This window comes from Vibrio sp. 2-1-2a (genome assembly GCF_032648565.1).
In the GTDB taxonomy this organism is placed as follows: domain Bacteria; phylum Pseudomonadota; class Gammaproteobacteria; order Enterobacterales; family Vibrionaceae; genus Vibrio; species Vibrio diabolicus.
This window is the reverse complement of the sequence record NZ_WBOH01000002.1, coordinates 494,389-510,706: the sequence shown is the minus strand read 5'-3', so window position 1 is coordinate 510,706 and position 16,318 is coordinate 494,389. Positions and strand designations below refer to the sequence as shown.

Genomic DNA, 16,318 nt, shown 5'->3' with positions numbered 1-16,318 from the left:
ACGCTCTCATTAAAAAGGTTTGCTGCAAGGATAATGAGGGAAAAAAGGAAAGCAAATAAAAATGGCGCCGAAAGGCGCCATTTTTGATGAAACTTAGTGGTTCAATTAGAACTTGTAAGTTACAGCTACATAGTGACCTACACCAGAAGACTCTGGCTTATGACCCCATGGTAGAGCTTCGCCATCTTTAAAGCCGTATACGTCTTTGTATAGCTTCAGACCGTAGCCAACAGCAAAGCGGTCAGAGTGCCAGTAGATGCCGTTGAACATAGCACCGCCGTTAGATGCTGTAGTGTTGAACTTATTGCCTTTGTCGTCATCCATACCGAATTGGTAATCAATGTAACCTTGGTAAGAAATGAATGAGCCGTTCTCGAAGAAGTAGAATGGTTTGAACCAGTTAGTAGAAACTTGGAAACCGTTCCAGTCTTTTTTGTTGCCATCGTATGTACCGTAAAGGTTTAGGCCAACTTTGCCGAACCAAGGTACCATTACGTCAGAACCTAGACCGATTTTTTGAGAGTTAACATCAGAGTTACCACCCCACTCGATTAGAGTTGCAACGTATAGCTCTTGAACTGGACCGAAAGATAGGTCTTTACCAGTTACCGCATCTAGAGACATACGTGGAGCAAATTTCATGAAGATTTTCTCGCCACCAGCTTTGTCGCTGCCTGGATCAGAAGCTAGGTTGAATACGTCAACGTAGCCGTATAGATCGAAAATACCAGAGCGACCGCCAAATTCCATCTCTAGGTAATCATGAGAAGATTCAGCATAACCTTTCTCATTGAATGCACCCATTAGGTTAAATTGCATCCACTTGTAATCGTTTTTGTGGATATCGCCGTCAGAGTAATCTGCAGCCAATACTGGAGCTGAAGTAGCCGCTAGAAGGCTAAGAGCTAAAAGTGATTTACGCATAAGGGGACTCTCTATGTTTGTAATGATTCAGAACACGCAATCTGTGCTGCGCTTTCCAATTGGCGGGAATAATAGCGATAAAAATCCCAAATGAAAGTGATAAAGGGTGCAAAATTGAACGTTTTTGGTGAGTTGCGTCACGAAATTATCTTTATTTACGGAACTTTTTGTTTGTTGCATTTGATTGCAATAAATATGTGATTTGGATCGTTTGCGTAAGCGATTTTATGACTTTTTAAGCCAGTCGATTAACCAACATAAATCGTTAGTGATCGGAGTGATAAGGGATTCGTATGTATCGGTGAATCAAAGAGGACGTTTGAATGAAAGAAGTCATGTTATTCCCACTCACTTCAGTTGTACTCCCTGAAGGTAAAATGAATCTGCGCATTTTTGAGCCACGATATAAGCGAATGGTAAAGGAATGCAGCCTACAAAATGTGGGTTTCGGAGTTTGCCTAGTAGGTAGTGAAGGTGACCCTAAAGACGTGGGAAATGTTTCATCTATCGGAACTTTGGTCAGGATCGTTGATTTTGAAACACTCAGTGATGGTCTTCTTGGTATTACAGTCGCTGGTGAGAAACGCTTTGTTGTCAAACGAGTTCGTGCAGATGCGGACGGCTTACGCCATGCAGAGGTCGAATGGCTAGACAATTGGCAACATCCAGACAACTCACCAGATTTCTTCTATTTAAGCCAGCAGTTATCCCATGTTTATGAAGAGTTTCCTCAACTTGGAAACCTCTACCAGCATCGTTTTTACGATGACTCAGCTTGGGTGACCCAGCGCTGGCTTGAATTACTTCCTTTAGACTGCAATCTGTTCGAACAGCTCGTTGGCGCAGAGAACTGCATTCCTGCGTTGCAATTTCTGACAGAAGCCATAGAAGCCCCGACTAACAAAGAGGCAAGGATATGAAAGGATTTAGCAGAGCTGCGCTAACTATGGTGGCGGCATTAGGACTGGCGGCGTGTGGCTCCGACAGCGACACCATCGAGTATTCCAATTTGCAAGCAGTACATGCGTCTTCTGATGCGCCGCTTGCAAATGTGTGGATAAACGATAAATCATCATTGACAGGTGTTGATTATGGTATGGGTTCTGGTTACATGAAGTTACGTGAGGGCATGAACTCAATTCAAGTTGATGTTCAACTTCCAGGCGATGAAACCGCGACCGTAATACCTAAAACAGAACTAGACCTTGATTCAGACCTCAATTACAACGTGTTCGTTGTTGGTGATGCCGATGGTTCGCCAAACCCAGTAGAACCTTTAGTTGTGACTCGCAGCGCCGATTCAATGGCTGATGCCAATAGTCTAGATGTTCAAGTTGTTCATGCAGCGTCTGGCGTTCCTGCCGTTGATCTCTACGTCACTGAGCCAGGGGCTGATCTTGCTAGCGCGACACCGCTTATGAATCTTGCATATAAAGCATCTACAGACGTATTGAACATCCCCGCTGGTGAGTACCAAGTTCGACTTGCTGTTGGGGATAACGTTGCTTTTGATTCGGGCACAATATCTCTTGCTGCTAATTCAAACTTGACGATTGCCGCTATCAGTACCGGAGATTCAAATAGCACGTCACCGGTTAAGTTGTTGGTATTGGATGGTTCAGGATCTTCTATAATCGAGGATATGGGCAGCCAAGCTGAAGTCAGAGTCGGACATCTTGTCGATGGAGCGCCGATCGTCGATGTCAACGTTAACGGGGCGGCCTTCGGTCCTCTTGCCGACTTAGCGTTCAAAGAGATTCGTGGTTATTTGGATCTCGATGCTGGCGCTTACGATATTGACGTTTACGTGGATGGCACAACAACCAATCCTATTATCGATGTTGACGGATTAATGGTTGCGGGCGGAATGGATTACAGTGTTTACGCAGTCGGTGTTGTTAGCCCAGCGATTGATATCGAACCTCTAGTTGTTGAAGACATGAGACGTGCAGTGGCAACTAGCGCGACGCTGAATGTGACACATGCGGCGGCGAATCCCGTAGCGGAAATGGTGGATATTTATCTCACTACAAGTGCTGGAATAGATGGAAGTGATCCAACTATTGCTAATTTTGCGTACAAAGATAGCGTTCAGGGATTATATGTCGCTGAAGGTACCTATTATGTAACCGTGACAGTGGCAGGCGATCCAAGTACGGTTGCTATTGATTCAGCACCAGTCAATGTGATGAATGGTGTTGTGTATCAAGTGGTTGCCATTGATGATGGGAACAACGGTGGCTTCAACTTGTTGGTTGATGACGTTACCGATTAGGACGAATGGGAGGAGATGACTCCTCCCTAAAATTAAGGCCGATTATGATGAGTGATAGCCCAAAAAAACTGGGGCGCAGTGATTGGAACGATTACATGGACAAAGTGAAAGCTCGAGATAAAGACGCGTTCGCTTTTGTATTCCGTTTTTACGCACCCAAGCTGAAGCAATTCGCTTACAAACATGTTGGTAATGAGCAAGTTGCTATGGAGATGGTGCAAGAGACCATGGCGACAGTTTGGCAGAAAGCGCACCTCTATGATGGGGAAAAGAGCGCGTTATCGACTTGGATATACACCATAATCCGAAACCTATGCTTTGATCTGTTGAGAAAGCAGAAAGGTAAGGAGTTACACATTCATTCTGATGACATTTGGCCGTCAGAATATTATCCACCAGATCTTGTTGATCACTATTCACCAGAGCAAGACATGTTGAAAGAACAGGTGGTTAAATTTTTAGATATTTTACCGAAAAATCAGAGAGACGTTTTACAAGCGGTGTATCTTGAAGAGCTACCTCATCAACAGGTCGCTGAATTATTTGATATACCCCTCGGTACCGTAAAATCCAGGCTGAGGCTTGCAGTAGAAAAGCTAAGGCATTCAATGCATACGGAGCAACTATGAACAAACACCCAGATAACAGCTTGTTAGAAGCATACGCTTCGGGAAGCATTGATGCAGTTTCTGGTCTTGTGGTCGCAACCCATTTAGAAACATGCACCAAGTGCCGAGCTTATGTGAACCAAGTCGAAGCCAGCCAAGCGAATATCGTGAGCGACATCCCCTCTGAATATGTCCCTGAATTCGACGATATGTTCAATGATATTATCAATGCGGAGCCAGCGACAGATAACATCGTTATCCGAGATCCTGCCGCAGTGAATGTTGCAGGAAAGAGCTTTGAGCTTCCCAAAACCTTAGCGCGTTTCTCTGACCTCGTAGGGTCATGGAGAAGTTACGGAGGCAAGGTTTTCAGTGCTCAGATTGATCTAGGGGAAGATGCTCGTGTTAGCTTAATGTACATCGGAGAAGATGTGCAAATCCCTCAACATACGCACAAAGGCTTAGAATCTACATTGATCCTACATGGTGGGTTTAGTGATGAGGACGGCCAATATGAAGAGGGCGACTTGATGATTCGAGACGCGTCAGTGAAGCACAGCCCTTACACTAAGGCCGGAGAAGATTGCTTGTGTTTAACCGTACTGACTGAGCCGATGATCTTTACTCAAGGTGTGGCACGTATATTTAATATGTTTGGCAAAGGGCTATACCCATAGACCTCTTATCTTATATCTCGCAAAACAAAAACCACCGAATTCGGTGGTTTTTTGATGCGCTTCTTAGTGCTTGTGACGTGCTTTTTCCAATAGAGCATCAAAGTAATGTCGTAGCGAGTACAACATAATCAAGCTTGGCACGACCATAACAGCGGTAAGCACAAAGAACGTGCTCCAGTCATTGAGGTAGTCCACCAGTTCTCCACTGAAAGAAGCAAGAGTCGTTCGTCCGAAGTTGCCCAAAGAGGCAAGCAACGCATACTGAGTTGCCGAGAATGCTTGTCCGGTTAGAATCGTCAAAAATGAAACAAAAGCGACAGTTGAGAAAGCAGTCGTAAAGTTATCGACAATAATGGTTGCTAAATACAGGTGCTCATTTGGGCCTACCGATGCAATCCAAGCAAACATCAAGTTGCTGGCAGACATAGCAATACCGCCGATCATTAATCCACGTACAATACCAAACCTAACGTTGAACATGCTTCCGACAAAGGTAAAGAAGATAGTGGCTCCCCAACCAATCAGTTTGGAGTAATAGCCAATTTGTTCATTGCTAAAACCAATATCTTTATAGAACGCGATCGACATCCTGCCCAAAAACGCTTCGCCAATTTTGAATAGGAAAACGAACAGCAAAAGAGTAATCGCGACACGGACGCCATTGCGATTAAAGAAGTCAAGGAAAGGTTCTACAACAGTCACAGTAAACCAAGCCACGACTTTTGAACCAACCACTTCTTTGTGGCGTTGTTCCGCGGCAGACTGAAGTTGTTCGCGTTGAGTCTTCGGTTCACCGACTAAAATCGTAAAGACCATTAGAATGCCGACTATCACCGCCATCCCGTAATACACGCCATTCCAACCGACGCTATCAGCATTAACAAACGCTAAATAACCCGGTAGTGAATAACCTGTCCACCAGCCAATGACCGCCATTGCAGAAGCTTGTGGCAGCTTAGATTCTTCTGATTTTGGGAAAGTATCAATACGAAAAGCATCTATCGCGATGTCTTGTGTGGCTGATGCGGTTGCAATACACAAGGCGAGTAGAGACGCAAACACCAAGTTCTCTGCTGGATTCACGCCCGCAATAAATACCGTCGCGACGAGTACAATACTTTGACAGAAGAAAATCCAGCTACGCCTTTGTCCAAGTAGTCGATAGAGCACTGGTAGCTTCACCCGGTCTACGAGTGGCGCCCAGAGAAAGTTAATTGCATAAACCGCAAAGACACTACCAAAGTAGCCTATTGCGGATAGGGTCAAACCAGCGTCTTTTAGCCAGCCAGACATATTTGAACCGATAAGTACCCACGGAAAGCCGCTAGAGCAGCCCAACATGAAAACCCACATGAGTCGTTTATCGAGGTAACTTTTTACCGTTTCCAACCAAGTGATGGAAGGTAATGAAGACATAAATCAATCCAATAAAATGAAGCCGTTGAAAGAGAAAGCCCTTCGATTATTCAAAGGGCTTATCGTTTTGGCTATTTAAGTAGTGTTGCTTTAGTGATGACGATTTGAGTCTCGGGAACATCACGCATACCGCGAGTCGTCGTAGTTGGCTGTTTTGCCATTTTTTGGATAATGTCGAATCCTTCCGTGACCTCGCCAAATACCGCATAACCCGGTGGACGAGCGCCGTAGTTTAGAAAATCATTGTCGACTAAATTGATAAAAAACTGACGAGTAGCAGAGTCAGGCGCGTTGGTGCGTGCCATTGCAATCGTCGCACGGTCGTTATTTAAACCGTTGTTACCCTCGTTTTTGATTGGAGCGTAAGTCTTCACCATTTGCATATCTTGGTTAAAGCCACCACCTTGCGCCATAAAGCCTGGAATAACGCGGTGAAAAATAGTGCCTTCATAGCTACCGTCTTCTACATATTTCAGGAAGTTTGCTACCGTAATCGGCGCTTTATCTTCATTCAGTTCGACAGTAAATGAACCTAACGTTGTTTCAAACGCCACTTTTGGTCCGGCCCAAACGCTGCAGCTGAGTAGCGCGAGAGAAAGAATTGCCTTGCGTAACATTAGAAACGCTCCTGCATGTATTGACGAAGCTCAGGATCATTGGCAATTTCTTTAAGTGTTAATGTCACTACATCATTCAGTGTTTGCTCAATGTCGGCATCAGACGCACTCAATGTGCCAGAACGCTTCGCAGTGCCTGTGTAAGTTTTGACCAGTTTACCTTCTGGTGTTTCTGCGGTGATTTCAAGCACGACTTTCGCATCCATCTCATTTTCCATCACCGAATGTTTTACGTTAACTAATGCTTCTTGAACGTTTAATTCAATTGCATTGTTGCTGTTTAGATCGGCATGGAAGCCTTGAGATGAAAACTGCTTCTCTAATGCTTCTTCTAACGCAATACGTAAATTCTGTTTAGCATGAAGAGGAAGAATGTTCGAACGGCCGTTATCCACCAACGCCACGTACTGCGCTGCACGTACATCTTTGCTGGTCAAACTGTAAGTCTTGCCTTGAACAATTGGATTGGTGCTCAGTGTGCTTTCTGGCATCAAATTCAGCTGAGGCTGTTGAGGCGCTGAACACGCAGCAAGCAACGCAACCGAAGCCGCAAGTACCAATTTTCTCATTTTATTATTCCTTTTAACTATTTTGCTAAAGCTTATTTTGCGCTTAATTTAGCAGGATTTTTTGTGGCCTGTAAAATCACAAACTTATTGTTGGAAGCGATAAGTTTCACATTCTTATCGCCAAACAGCCGTTTTAGTTTTGCGTCGTAACCAAGATGACGATTTCCAATCACCAGTAACTTACCACCTTCACTTAATACTTGCTTTGCATCACAGAACATTTGCCAAGCAATATGATCGGTGATTGCCTGCTGTTGGTGAAAGGGTGGGTTACACATAATCATAGAGCAGCTGTTGTGTTTAAAACCGTCCAAACAATTGTTTGCAACACACTGTATGTCTCTATCTTTACCAAGGTTATCTAGCAGGTTCTGCTTCGCGGACTCAAGCGCCATAAAGCTTTCATCAACACATGTTAATCGAGCATTCGGATTCAGCTGACCAAACTTCACAGACAGAACACCATTACCGCAACCGAGATCGATAACATTATCTATCAATGGGTCTTGAGGTAGGTGCTGCAGCATAAAACGCGCACCTAAATCTAAGCTTTCTCCTGAATAGACATTTGGCATGTTCTTGAGTTCGATATCTTCGCCATCAACGCGCCAAGTCGTGAAAGGGCTTACTTCAATTGTTGGGTCAACCGTTGCTTGAGCAAATACCAATCGGTGCTTTTTCCAGGCCAGAGAGGTTTTTGTCTCACCCAAATATTTTTCAAACAGTTTTAGCGTTGAAGTATGAATGTCTTTCGCTTTATTAACTGCAATGACGGGGCAGGATGCAGGCAGTGCTTTTCTTAACTGACTTAGTATCCAAACGAGGTGACGGTTACTTTTTGGCAGTTGCAGCAATACGAGATCAGTATTGGAAGGTACGGGATCCATCGTGGTTGCAAACGCTACCTTATTGCACTGGTTTTGCTCAAGGTTCTGCTGCACACCTTTATGAGAAATGAAAGAATCACTCATTAGCGTCACATGGTGCTTTTCTGAAAACCAGCAGGAGAGGGCACCAAAGCTGTCATTAATCACGAGGATGTTTTGATTGTCTGGCAAAGCAAGTTCTTCAACATGATTAATAAGATACTCATCACCGGCATCCCACGCTTGTAGAGTTTCATTGCTGCGTTTTGGGAAACGATGAAGTGTTAAGCTTCGCTCGTGAAGATTCAGTTCGGTTTTCATAGCTAAATGTAAGTTGATTTAGAAATTAAGTGTTATTGTCGCAAATGATGACGTGTCGAGATACAAAAAGCTGTCAAATTTTACGTGTTCAGTGGTGGTCGCTCTCTAGGCATGTTCATAGCGTCAAGCGCTTTGAAATCAGTTGAACGAAAATGCATCAATAATGAGAGTGATGTTTGAGTGATACACGTCTGCTTTACTTAGGTATATACTTATGGAATTCGCATCAATGAGGAACGAATATGATCCAAGAAATCATAGAGAAGAAACTACACAGTGAGCTGCAACCAAGCTATCTCAAAGTGATTAATGAGAGCTACATGCATAATGTGCCACCAGGCTCGGAGAGTCACTTCAAAGTGATTGTTGTGAGTGATTCGTTCGCGGGACAGCGTTTGATTGGACGCCATCGCCAAGTTCATCAAATTTTGGCAGATGAGCTGGATAACCACATTCATGCACTAGCTATTCATACATACACTGATGAAGAGTGGAAGCGTGAACAAGATGGCGCTCCTGATAGCCCTATGTGTATGGGGGGCGGTCACTAAAGACGCAAAATATAAAGGTGCAGAGAAAAGGTGGCTAAGGCCATCTTTTTTTGTTTTACATTCTTTAGGGGCATTGATGTGGCGCAAATTCTGGTTAAAAAATGTGTTAACAGTGTTTCAACAAATGAATGGAAATTGCAGGATATTTCAGGCGATGAATATGACTTTTCCATAAGATATGTATGGAATATGGCATTTGTGCGATCGGTCAAAGTTATGACTATTCTTTGACCTTTTAGACCTGATTCTACCGAAATAACCCCTCTATTCTAATGATTGGTCATGGCATCAAGTTCCTAAAAAATGCTAGACTACGGCACCTGATAAATCTCGCGTATTCCTTGTGACGAGATTTTTAATAGGATGTTGCGATTTTGATGTTTAAAACAACATCAAAACCGGACACTGATGTCGTGTCTAAAAGTTACGCAATCAAAAGAATCTTTTTCCCGATAAAAGTAGTGCAAGTGCGTATGATTACAATAAAGAAGGGCTTGGATCTTCCTATCGCAGGAACTCCATCCCAGGTGATTAATGATGGTAAGACCATCAAAAAAGTCGCCTTGCTTGGCGAAGAGTACGTTGGCATGCGTCCTACCATGCATGTCCGCGTTGGTGATGAAGTGAAAAAAGCGCAAGTTCTTTTTGAAGATAAAAAGAACCCTGGCGTGAAATTTACTGCACCAGCAGCCGGTAAAGTGATCGAAGTTAACCGTGGCGCTAAACGTGTCCTTCAATCTGTAGTGATTGAAGTGGCAGGTGAAGAGCAGGTGACATTTGATAAGTTCGAAGCCGCTCAACTTTCAGGTCTAGATCGTGAAGTGATCAAGACTCAGTTGGTTGACTCTGGCCTATGGACCGCTTTACGTACTCGTCCGTTTAGCAAGGTTCCTGCAATCGAGTCTTCTACTAAGGCTATTTTCGTAACTGCAATGGATACTAATCCACTAGCAGCTAAGCCTGAGTTGATCATTAATGAGCAACAAGAAGCATTCATTGCTGGTCTAGACATTCTTTCAGCCCTGACAGAAGGCAAGGTTTACGTATGTAAATCTGGCACTAGTTTGCCACGCTCTTCACAGTCTAACGTAGAAGAACACGTCTTCGATGGCCCTCACCCAGCAGGTCTTGCTGGCACCCACATGCATTTCCTATACCCAGTGAATGCAGAAAATGTGGCATGGAGCATCAACTACCAAGACGTTATCGCGTTCGGTAAGCTGTTCCTAACTGGTGAGCTATACACAGATCGTGTTGTGTCTCTAGCTGGTCCAGTTGTGAATAACCCTCGTCTAGTTCGTACCGTAATCGGTGCAAGCTTAGATGACCTAACAGATAACGAGCTGATGCCTGGCGAAGTTCGTGTGATTTCTGGTTCTGTACTGACAGGTACACATGCAACTGGTCCACACGCATACCTTGGCCGCTACCATCAACAGGTTTCTGTATTACGTGAAGGCCGTGAGAAAGAACTATTTGGCTGGGCAATGCCTGGTAAGAATAAGTTCTCGGTAACTCGCTCTTTCCTTGGTCACGTATTCAAAGGTCAGTTGTTCAATATGACAACGACGACCAATGGTAGTGATCGTTCAATGGTTCCAATTGGCAACTACGAACGCGTAATGCCTCTAGATATGGAGCCTACTCTGCTGCTTCGTGATCTATGTGCAGGTGATACAGACAGTGCTCAAGCACTGGGTGCGCTTGAACTGGATGAAGAAGATCTAGCATTGTGTACCTTTGTATGTCCAGGTAAGTACGAGTACGGTACGTTACTTCGTGAATGCCTAGATACTATCGAGAAGGAAGGGTAATTTTCATGGCTCTTAAAAAGTTTCTTGAAGACATCGAGCATCATTTTGAGCCTGGTGGTAAACACGAAAAATGGTTTGCCCTGTACGAAGCTGTAGCAACAGTTTTTTACACTCCAGGTATCGTAACAAATAAAAGCTCGCACGTTCGTGATAGCGTTGACCTAAAACGTATCATGATCATGGTTTGGTTTGCGGTATTCCCAGCAATGTTCTGGGGTATGTACAACGCAGGTGGCCAAGCTATTGCAGCGCTTAACCACATGTACGCTGGTGATCAACTAGCGACAGTTATCTCTGGTAACTGGCACTACTGGCTAACTGAAATGCTGGGCGGAACGATTGCCGCTGATGCAGGGGTTGGCAGCAAGATGCTACTAGGTGCGACCTACTTCCTACCTATCTACGCAACAGTATTCCTTGTTGGTGGTTTCTGGGAAGTGCTTTTCTGTATGGTGCGTAAGCACGAAGTAAACGAAGGCTTCTTTGTTACTTCTATCTTGTTCGCACTTATCGTTCCACCAACGCTACCTCTATGGCAAGCGGCACTAGGTATCACATTTGGTGTTGTTGTTGCGAAGGAGATCTTCGGTGGTACAGGTCGTAACTTCCTTAACCCTGCACTTGCAGGTCGTGCATTCCTATTCTTCGCTTACCCAGCACAAATCTCGGGTGACGTAGTATGGACTGCAGCTGACGGCTTCTCTGGTGCAACTGCTCTTAGCCAATGGGCTCAAGGTGGTAACGGTGCTCTAGTTAACACAGTAACTGGTTCTCCTATCACTTGGATGGACGCTTTCATCGGTAACATCCCTGGCTCTATTGGTGAAGTATCGACTCTAGCTCTAATGATCGGTGCAGCGATGATCGTTTACATGCGAATCGCTTCATGGCGCATCATTGCGGGCGTAATGATCGGTATGATTGCAGTATCGACTCTGTTTAACGTGATCGGTTCTGACACTAACCCAATGTTCAACATGCCATGGCACTGGCACCTAGTTCTAGGTGGTTTTGCATTCGGTATGTTCTTCATGGCAACGGACCCAGTATCAGCGTCATTTACTAACAAAGGTAAATGGTGGTACGGCATCCTGATTGGTGCAATGTGTGTGATGATCCGTGTAGTTAACCCGGCGTACCCAGAAGGTATGATGCTGGCGATTCTATTCGCGAACCTATTCGCACCTCTGTTCGACCATGTAGTGATTGAGAAGAACATCAAGCGGAGACTAGCACGCTATGGCAAGTAATAACGACAGCATTAAAAAGACGCTGGGTGTTGTTATCGGGTTGAGCCTTGTTTGTTCAATCATCGTATCAACAGCAGCAGTAGGTCTGCGTGATAAGCAAAAAGCTAACGCTGTCCTAGATAAGCAATCAAAGATCGTTGAAGTTGCAGGCATTGACGCGAACGGTAAGAAAGTACCAGAGCTATTTGCTGAGTACATCGAACCTCGTCTGGTAGACCTTGAAACAGGTAACTTTACTGAGGGTAATGCATCTACGTACGATCAGCGTGAAGCATCAAAAGATGCAGAACGTTCAATCGCATTGACACCAGAAGAAGACGTCGCTGATATCCGTCGTCGTGCGAATACAGCAGTGGTGTACTTAGTAAAAGACCAAGATGAAGTCCAAAAAGTTATCTTGCCTATGCACGGTAAAGGACTATGGTCGATGATGTATGCCTTTGTAGCCGTTGAAACTGATGGTAACACTGTGTCTGCTATTACTTACTACGAGCAAGGTGAAACTCCTGGACTTGGTGGTGAAGTAGAGAACCCTTCATGGCGTGATCAATTCATTGGCAAGAAATTGTACAATGAAGATCATCAGCCAGCGATTAAGGTCGTGAAAGGCGGCGCACCGCAAGGTTCTGAGCACGGTGTTGATGGCCTATCAGGAGCAACGCTCACTAGTAATGGTGTTCAACACACATTTGACTTCTGGTTAGGTGACAAGGGCTTTGGTCCTTTCCTAGCAAAAGTTCGTGACGGAGAACTTAACTAATGTCTAGTGCACAAAACGTTAAAAAGAGCATTCTAGCGCCAGTATTGGATAACAACCCAATCGCGCTACAAGTTCTTGGTGTATGTTCTGCTCTTGCAGTAACAACTAAACTAGAAACAGCTTTTGTAATGACGCTAGCGGTAACATTTGTAACTGCGTTGTCTAACTTCTCTGTTTCATTGATCCGTAACCACATTCCTAACAGTGTGCGTATCATCGTTCAGATGGCAATTATCGCATCGCTAGTAATCGTGGTAGACCAGGTGCTAAAAGCTTACCTATACGATATCTCTAAACAGCTATCTGTATTCGTTGGTCTGATTATCACTAACTGTATCGTAATGGGTCGTGCTGAAGCATTCGCAATGAAGTCTGCGCCAGTACCATCTCTTATTGACGGTATTGGTAACGGTCTAGGTTACGGCTTCGTTCTTATCACTGTAGGTTTCTTCCGTGAGCTATTTGGCTCAGGCAAACTATTTGGCCTAGAAGTTCTACCTCTAGTGAGCAACGGTGGTTGGTACCAGCCTAACGGCCTAATGCTACTAGCACCATCAGCATTCTTCCTAATCGGCTTCCTTATCTGGGTAATCCGTATTCTGAAACCAGAACAAGTAGAAGCGAAGGAGTAAGGACGTCATGGAACATTACATTAGTCTGTTAGTTAAATCGATTTTCATCGAAAACATGGCTCTGTCTTTCTTCCTAGGTATGTGTACTTTCCTTGCCGTATCTAAGAAGGTTAAGACCTCTTTCGGCCTAGGTGTTGCAGTTGTGGTAGTACTGACTATCGCTGTTCCTGTGAACAACCTAGTATACAACCTAGTTCTGAGAGAGAACGCGTTAGTTGAGGGCGTGGACCTTAGCTTCCTAAACTTCATCACCTTTATCGGTGTAATTGCAGCACTTGTACAGATTCTAGAGATGGTTCTAGACCGTTTCTTCCCACCTTTGTACAACGCGCTAGGCATCTTCCTACCGCTGATCACAGTAAACTGTGCAATCTTCGGTGGTGTATCTTTCATGGTACAACGTGACTACAACTTTGCTGAATCTATCGTTTACGGTTTCGGCTCTGGTGTGGGCTGGATGCTAGCAATCGTTGCTCTTGCAGGTATCCGTGAGAAGATGAAGTACTCTGACGTACCTCCAGGTCTACGTGGTCTTGGTATCACATTTATCACTGTAGGTCTTATGGCGTTAGGCTTTATGTCTTTCTCTGGTGTTCAACTGTAAGTCGGGTAAACCGCAACAATTAAGGAATAGTCAATGGACATTATTCTTGGTGTAGTGATGTTTACTCTGATCGTACTTGCACTAGTACTAGTGATTCTTTTCGCTAAGTCTAAGCTTGTACCAACAGGTGACATTACAATTTCTGTGAACGATGACCCTTCTCTGGCGATCGTTACACAACCAGGTGGTAAGCTACTGAGTGCTCTAGCCGGTGCTGGCGTATTCGTATCTTCTGCTTGTGGTGGCGGTGGCTCATGTGGTCAGTGTCGCGTAAAAGTTAAATCAGGTGGTGGCGACATCCTACCAACCGAGCTTGACCATATTACTAAAGGTGAAGCACGTGAAGGTGAGCGTCTAGCGTGTCAGGTTGCAATGAAAACTGACATGGACATCGAGCTTCCTGAAGAAATCTTTGGCGTTAAGAAGTGGGAATGTACCGTTATCTCTAACGATAACAAAGCGACATTCATCAAAGAGCTTAAGCTACAAATTCCAGATGGCGAATCAGTACCTTTCCGTGCTGGTGGTTACATCCAGATTGAAGCACCTGCTCACCACGTGAAATACGCAGACTACGATATTCCTGAGGAATACCGTGAAGACTGGGAGAAGTTCAACCTTTTCCGTTACGAGTCTAAAGTTAACGAAGAGACAATCCGTGCATACTCAATGGCTAACTACCCAGAAGAGCACGGTATCATCATGCTTAACGTTCGTATCGCAACTCCGCCGCCGAACAACCCAGACGTACCACCAGGTATCATGTCTTCGTACATCTGGTCTCTAAAAGAAGGCGACAAGTGTACTATTTCTGGTCCATTTGGTGAGTTCTTTGCGAAAGATACAGATGCAGAAATGGTATTCGTTGGTGGTGGTGCTGGTATGGCTCCGATGCGCTCACACATCTTCGACCAACTTAAGCGTCTACACTCTAAGCGTAAGATGTCTTTCTGGTACGGCGCACGTTCTAAGCGTGAAATGTTCTACGTAGAAGACTTCGATATGCTACAAGCTGAGAATGACAACTTCGTATGGCACTGTGCACTGTCTGATCCACTTCCAGAAGATAACTGGGATGGTTACACTGGCTTTATTCACAACGTTCTTTACGAGAACTATCTACGTGATCACGAAGCGCCAGAAGACTGTGAATACTACATGTGTGGTCCACCTATGATGAACGCTGCTGTTATCGGCATGCTAAAAGATCTAGGTGTAGAGGATGAAAACATCCTACTAGATGACTTCGGTGGTTAATCCCTCCAAGTGATTGAATCTATGGCTAGCTCTCTAAGAGCTAGCCATTATTTTTTGTAGAAGTAAAAATAATATTCAACAGTTGATATAGGTAATTGGATTTAAGTAATCGGTCCCATTCCCCATATCAATTCAACAACATTGGGAGTTAACAAGTGAAAACGTGGCTTGTTGCATTCGCTTCTCTATTGATTTTGGCTGGCTGTGAGCAGCCAGCAGATCAAATTCATCTAAGTGGCCCTACCATGGGGACTTCTTATAACATCAAATATATCGAGCAAGATGGTATTCCTACGCCAAAAGCGATGCAGACGGAAATTGATCGCTTACTGGAAGAAGTCAATGACCAAATGTCGACCTACCGTGATGATTCAGAATTAAGTCGCTTTAACCAGCATCAAACGAGTGAGCCATTTACTGTATCGACACAAACAGCAACCGTAGTCAAAGAAGCGATTCGTCTCAACGGTCTTACTTTAGGCGCATTGGATGTGACAGTCGGTCCTTTAGTTAACCTGTGGGGCTTTGGCCCAGAAGCTCGCCCTGATGTCGTTCCTACAGATGAAGAGCTAGCGGCACGCAAAGCCAATACTGGCATTCACCACCTATCTGTTGATGGCAATAAATTGTCCAAAGATATTCCTAACTTGTATGTCGATTTATCAACTATTGCTAAAGGTTGGGGGGTTGACGTGGTTGCTGACTACCTTCAATCAGAAGGGGTTCATAACTTCATGGTAGAAGTGGGCGGCGAAATGCGCCTCAAAGGCGTGAATCGTGAAGGCGTGCCGTGGCGCATAGCGATTGAAAAGCCGACTATTGATGAGCGCTCAATTCAAGAAATTATTGAGCCAGGGGACATGGCAATTGCAACAAGTGGTGACTATCGTAATTACTTTGAGAGTAATGGTGTGAGATACTCTCATATTATTAATCCAAGAACAGGCAAACCTATTCATCATAAAGTGGTGTCTGTAACGGTATTAGATAAATCGTCGATGACTGCTGATGGTCTTGCAACTGGTCTTATGGTGCTAGGTGAAGACAAAGGCATGGCAATTGCGAACGAAAATAATATTCCTGTTTTCATGATTGTGAAGACGGAAAATGGTTTTAAAGAGCTGGCTTCGGAAGCATACAAGCCGTTCATGAAGAAATAACAACAGAAGTGAGCATG

The 16,318-nt window shown here is 44.4% G+C and carries 17 protein-coding genes; 12 read left to right on the top strand and 5 right to left on the bottom strand.

Translation table 11 applies throughout. The annotated features are described in order from the left end of the window. Positions 1 to 105: 105 nt before the first annotated feature. Complete coding sequence (locus F7Y48_RS07025; protein ID WP_046874988.1) at positions 106 to 924, bottom strand: outer membrane protein OmpK; 819 nt, start codon at positions 922 to 924, stop codon at positions 106 to 108. Positions 925 to 1,247: 323 nt separating this feature from the next. On the opposite strand from F7Y48_RS07025, the gene F7Y48_RS07020 reads away from it, so the two are divergent. From F7Y48_RS07020 to F7Y48_RS07005, 4 genes are read left to right on the top strand one after another with little or no spacing between them, the layout of a single operon-like run. Continuing rightward, a complete protein-coding gene (locus F7Y48_RS07020) occupies positions 1,248 to 1,844 on the top strand; it encodes an LON peptidase substrate-binding domain-containing protein (RefSeq protein ID WP_005380253.1) in 597 nt (198 codons plus the stop codon). After that, positions 1,841 to 3,199, top strand: a complete 1,359-nt coding sequence (locus F7Y48_RS07015) for a DUF4397 domain-containing protein (RefSeq protein WP_182036628.1) — start codon at positions 1,841 to 1,843, stop codon at positions 3,197 to 3,199. The genes F7Y48_RS07020 and F7Y48_RS07015 overlap by 4 nt, the downstream gene beginning before the upstream one ends. Before the next feature lie 44 nt (positions 3,200 to 3,243). Then, positions 3,244 to 3,828, top strand: a complete 585-nt coding sequence (locus F7Y48_RS07010) for an RNA polymerase sigma factor (protein ID WP_005380255.1) — start codon at positions 3,244 to 3,246, stop codon at positions 3,826 to 3,828. Then, entirely contained in the window at positions 3,825 to 4,484 is a 660-nt protein-coding gene (locus F7Y48_RS07005) for a ChrR family anti-sigma-E factor (RefSeq protein ID WP_048625904.1), read from the top strand. Before F7Y48_RS07010 ends, F7Y48_RS07005 begins: the two co-directional genes overlap by 4 nt. A gap of 63 nt (positions 4,485 to 4,547) precedes the next feature. On the opposite strand, the gene F7Y48_RS07000 is transcribed toward F7Y48_RS07005, so the two are convergent. The 4 genes from F7Y48_RS07000 to F7Y48_RS06985 form a co-directional block, all read right to left on the bottom strand. Further along, the gene (locus F7Y48_RS07000; protein WP_006742554.1) at positions 4,548 to 5,900 is read right to left on the bottom strand and encodes an AmpG family muropeptide MFS transporter; all 1,353 of its coding nucleotides are present in this window, start codon (positions 5,898 to 5,900) and stop codon (positions 4,548 to 4,550) included. A 71-nt stretch (positions 5,901 to 5,971) separates the two neighbouring features. After that, positions 5,972 to 6,517 carry a peptidylprolyl isomerase gene (locus tag F7Y48_RS06995; RefSeq protein WP_053809811.1) on the bottom strand — a complete coding sequence of 182 codons (546 nt, stop codon included), beginning with the start codon at positions 6,515 to 6,517 and terminating at the stop codon, positions 5,972 to 5,974. After that, on the bottom strand, positions 6,517 to 7,086 hold the full coding sequence (locus F7Y48_RS06990; RefSeq protein ID WP_012841484.1) for a YajG family lipoprotein: 570 nt from the start codon (positions 7,084 to 7,086) through the stop codon (positions 6,517 to 6,519). Before F7Y48_RS06990 ends, F7Y48_RS06995 begins: the two co-directional genes overlap by 1 nt. Before the next feature lie 32 nt (positions 7,087 to 7,118). Then, the gene (locus tag F7Y48_RS06985) at positions 7,119 to 8,273 is read right to left on the bottom strand and encodes a methyltransferase (RefSeq protein WP_182036627.1); all 1,155 of its coding nucleotides are present in this window, start codon (positions 8,271 to 8,273) and stop codon (positions 7,119 to 7,121) included. 242 nt (positions 8,274 to 8,515) lie between these two features. Between F7Y48_RS06985 and bolA the strand changes: the two genes are divergently transcribed. From bolA to F7Y48_RS06945, 8 genes are all read left to right on the top strand, one after another. After that, complete coding sequence (bolA, locus tag F7Y48_RS06980) at positions 8,516 to 8,824, top strand: transcriptional regulator BolA (protein WP_005380262.1); 309 nt, start codon at positions 8,516 to 8,518, stop codon at positions 8,822 to 8,824. A gap of 473 nt (positions 8,825 to 9,297) precedes the next feature. Then, a complete protein-coding gene (locus F7Y48_RS06975) occupies positions 9,298 to 10,638 on the top strand; it encodes a Na(+)-translocating NADH-quinone reductase subunit A (protein WP_041853022.1) in 1,341 nt (446 codons plus the stop codon). 5 nt (positions 10,639 to 10,643) lie between these two features. Then, positions 10,644 to 11,888 carry an NADH:ubiquinone reductase (Na(+)-transporting) subunit B gene (locus tag F7Y48_RS06970; protein ID WP_006742551.1) on the top strand — a complete coding sequence of 415 codons (1,245 nt, stop codon included), beginning with the start codon at positions 10,644 to 10,646 and terminating at the stop codon, positions 11,886 to 11,888. Then, positions 11,878 to 12,648 carry a Na(+)-translocating NADH-quinone reductase subunit C gene (locus F7Y48_RS06965; protein WP_006742550.1) on the top strand — a complete coding sequence of 257 codons (771 nt, stop codon included), beginning with the start codon at positions 11,878 to 11,880 and terminating at the stop codon, positions 12,646 to 12,648. The genes F7Y48_RS06970 and F7Y48_RS06965 overlap by 11 nt, the downstream gene beginning before the upstream one ends. Beyond that, positions 12,648 to 13,280 carry an NADH:ubiquinone reductase (Na(+)-transporting) subunit D gene (locus tag F7Y48_RS06960; RefSeq protein ID WP_005380269.1) on the top strand — a complete coding sequence of 211 codons (633 nt, stop codon included), beginning with the start codon at positions 12,648 to 12,650 and terminating at the stop codon, positions 13,278 to 13,280. Before F7Y48_RS06965 ends, F7Y48_RS06960 begins: the two co-directional genes overlap by 1 nt. Positions 13,281 to 13,287: 7 nt before the next feature. After that, entirely contained in the window at positions 13,288 to 13,884 is a 597-nt protein-coding gene (gene nqrE / locus F7Y48_RS06955; RefSeq protein ID WP_005380270.1) for an NADH:ubiquinone reductase (Na(+)-transporting) subunit E, read from the top strand. A gap of 33 nt (positions 13,885 to 13,917) precedes the next feature. Further along, entirely contained in the window at positions 13,918 to 15,141 is a 1,224-nt protein-coding gene (gene nqrF / locus F7Y48_RS06950; RefSeq protein ID WP_005380271.1) for an NADH:ubiquinone reductase (Na(+)-transporting) subunit F, read from the top strand. A 155-nt stretch (positions 15,142 to 15,296) separates the two neighbouring features. Continuing rightward, a complete protein-coding gene (locus F7Y48_RS06945; protein ID WP_047008896.1) occupies positions 15,297 to 16,301 on the top strand; it encodes an FAD:protein FMN transferase in 1,005 nt (334 codons plus the stop codon). The last annotated feature ends 17 nt before the right edge of the window (positions 16,302 to 16,318 follow it).

Excerpts from the sequence above, each read along its gene's own strand:
- F7Y48_RS07025 (WP_046874988.1), bottom strand. The coding sequence starts at position 924 with ATGCGTAAATCACTTTTAGCTCTTAGCCTTCTAGCGGCTACTTCAGCT.
- F7Y48_RS07020 (WP_005380253.1), top strand. The coding sequence starts at position 1,248 with ATGAAAGAAGTCATGTTATTCCCACTCACTTCAGTTGTACTCCCTGAA.
- F7Y48_RS07015 (WP_182036628.1), top strand. The coding sequence starts at position 1,841 with ATGAAAGGATTTAGCAGAGCTGCGCTAACTATGGTGGCGGCATTAGGA.
- F7Y48_RS07010 (WP_005380255.1), top strand. The coding sequence starts at position 3,244 with ATGATGAGTGATAGCCCAAAAAAACTGGGGCGCAGTGATTGGAACGAT.
- F7Y48_RS07005 (WP_048625904.1), top strand. The coding sequence starts at position 3,825 with ATGAACAAACACCCAGATAACAGCTTGTTAGAAGCATACGCTTCGGGA.
- F7Y48_RS07000 (WP_006742554.1), bottom strand. The coding sequence starts at position 5,900 with ATGTCTTCATTACCTTCCATCACTTGGTTGGAAACGGTAAAAAGTTAC.
- F7Y48_RS06995 (WP_053809811.1), bottom strand. The coding sequence starts at position 6,517 with ATGTTACGCAAGGCAATTCTTTCTCTCGCGCTACTCAGCTGCAGCGTT.
- F7Y48_RS06990 (WP_012841484.1), bottom strand. The coding sequence starts at position 7,086 with ATGAGAAAATTGGTACTTGCGGCTTCGGTTGCGTTGCTTGCTGCGTGT.
- F7Y48_RS06985 (WP_182036627.1), bottom strand. The coding sequence starts at position 8,273 with ATGAAAACCGAACTGAATCTTCACGAGCGAAGCTTAACACTTCATCGT.
- bolA (WP_005380262.1), top strand. The coding sequence starts at position 8,516 with ATGATCCAAGAAATCATAGAGAAGAAACTACACAGTGAGCTGCAACCA.
- F7Y48_RS06975 (WP_041853022.1), top strand. The coding sequence starts at position 9,298 with ATGATTACAATAAAGAAGGGCTTGGATCTTCCTATCGCAGGAACTCCA.
- F7Y48_RS06970 (WP_006742551.1), top strand. The coding sequence starts at position 10,644 with ATGGCTCTTAAAAAGTTTCTTGAAGACATCGAGCATCATTTTGAGCCT.
- F7Y48_RS06965 (WP_006742550.1), top strand. The coding sequence starts at position 11,878 with ATGGCAAGTAATAACGACAGCATTAAAAAGACGCTGGGTGTTGTTATC.
- F7Y48_RS06960 (WP_005380269.1), top strand. The coding sequence starts at position 12,648 with ATGTCTAGTGCACAAAACGTTAAAAAGAGCATTCTAGCGCCAGTATTG.
- nqrE (WP_005380270.1), top strand. The coding sequence starts at position 13,288 with ATGGAACATTACATTAGTCTGTTAGTTAAATCGATTTTCATCGAAAAC.
- nqrF (WP_005380271.1), top strand. The coding sequence starts at position 13,918 with ATGGACATTATTCTTGGTGTAGTGATGTTTACTCTGATCGTACTTGCA.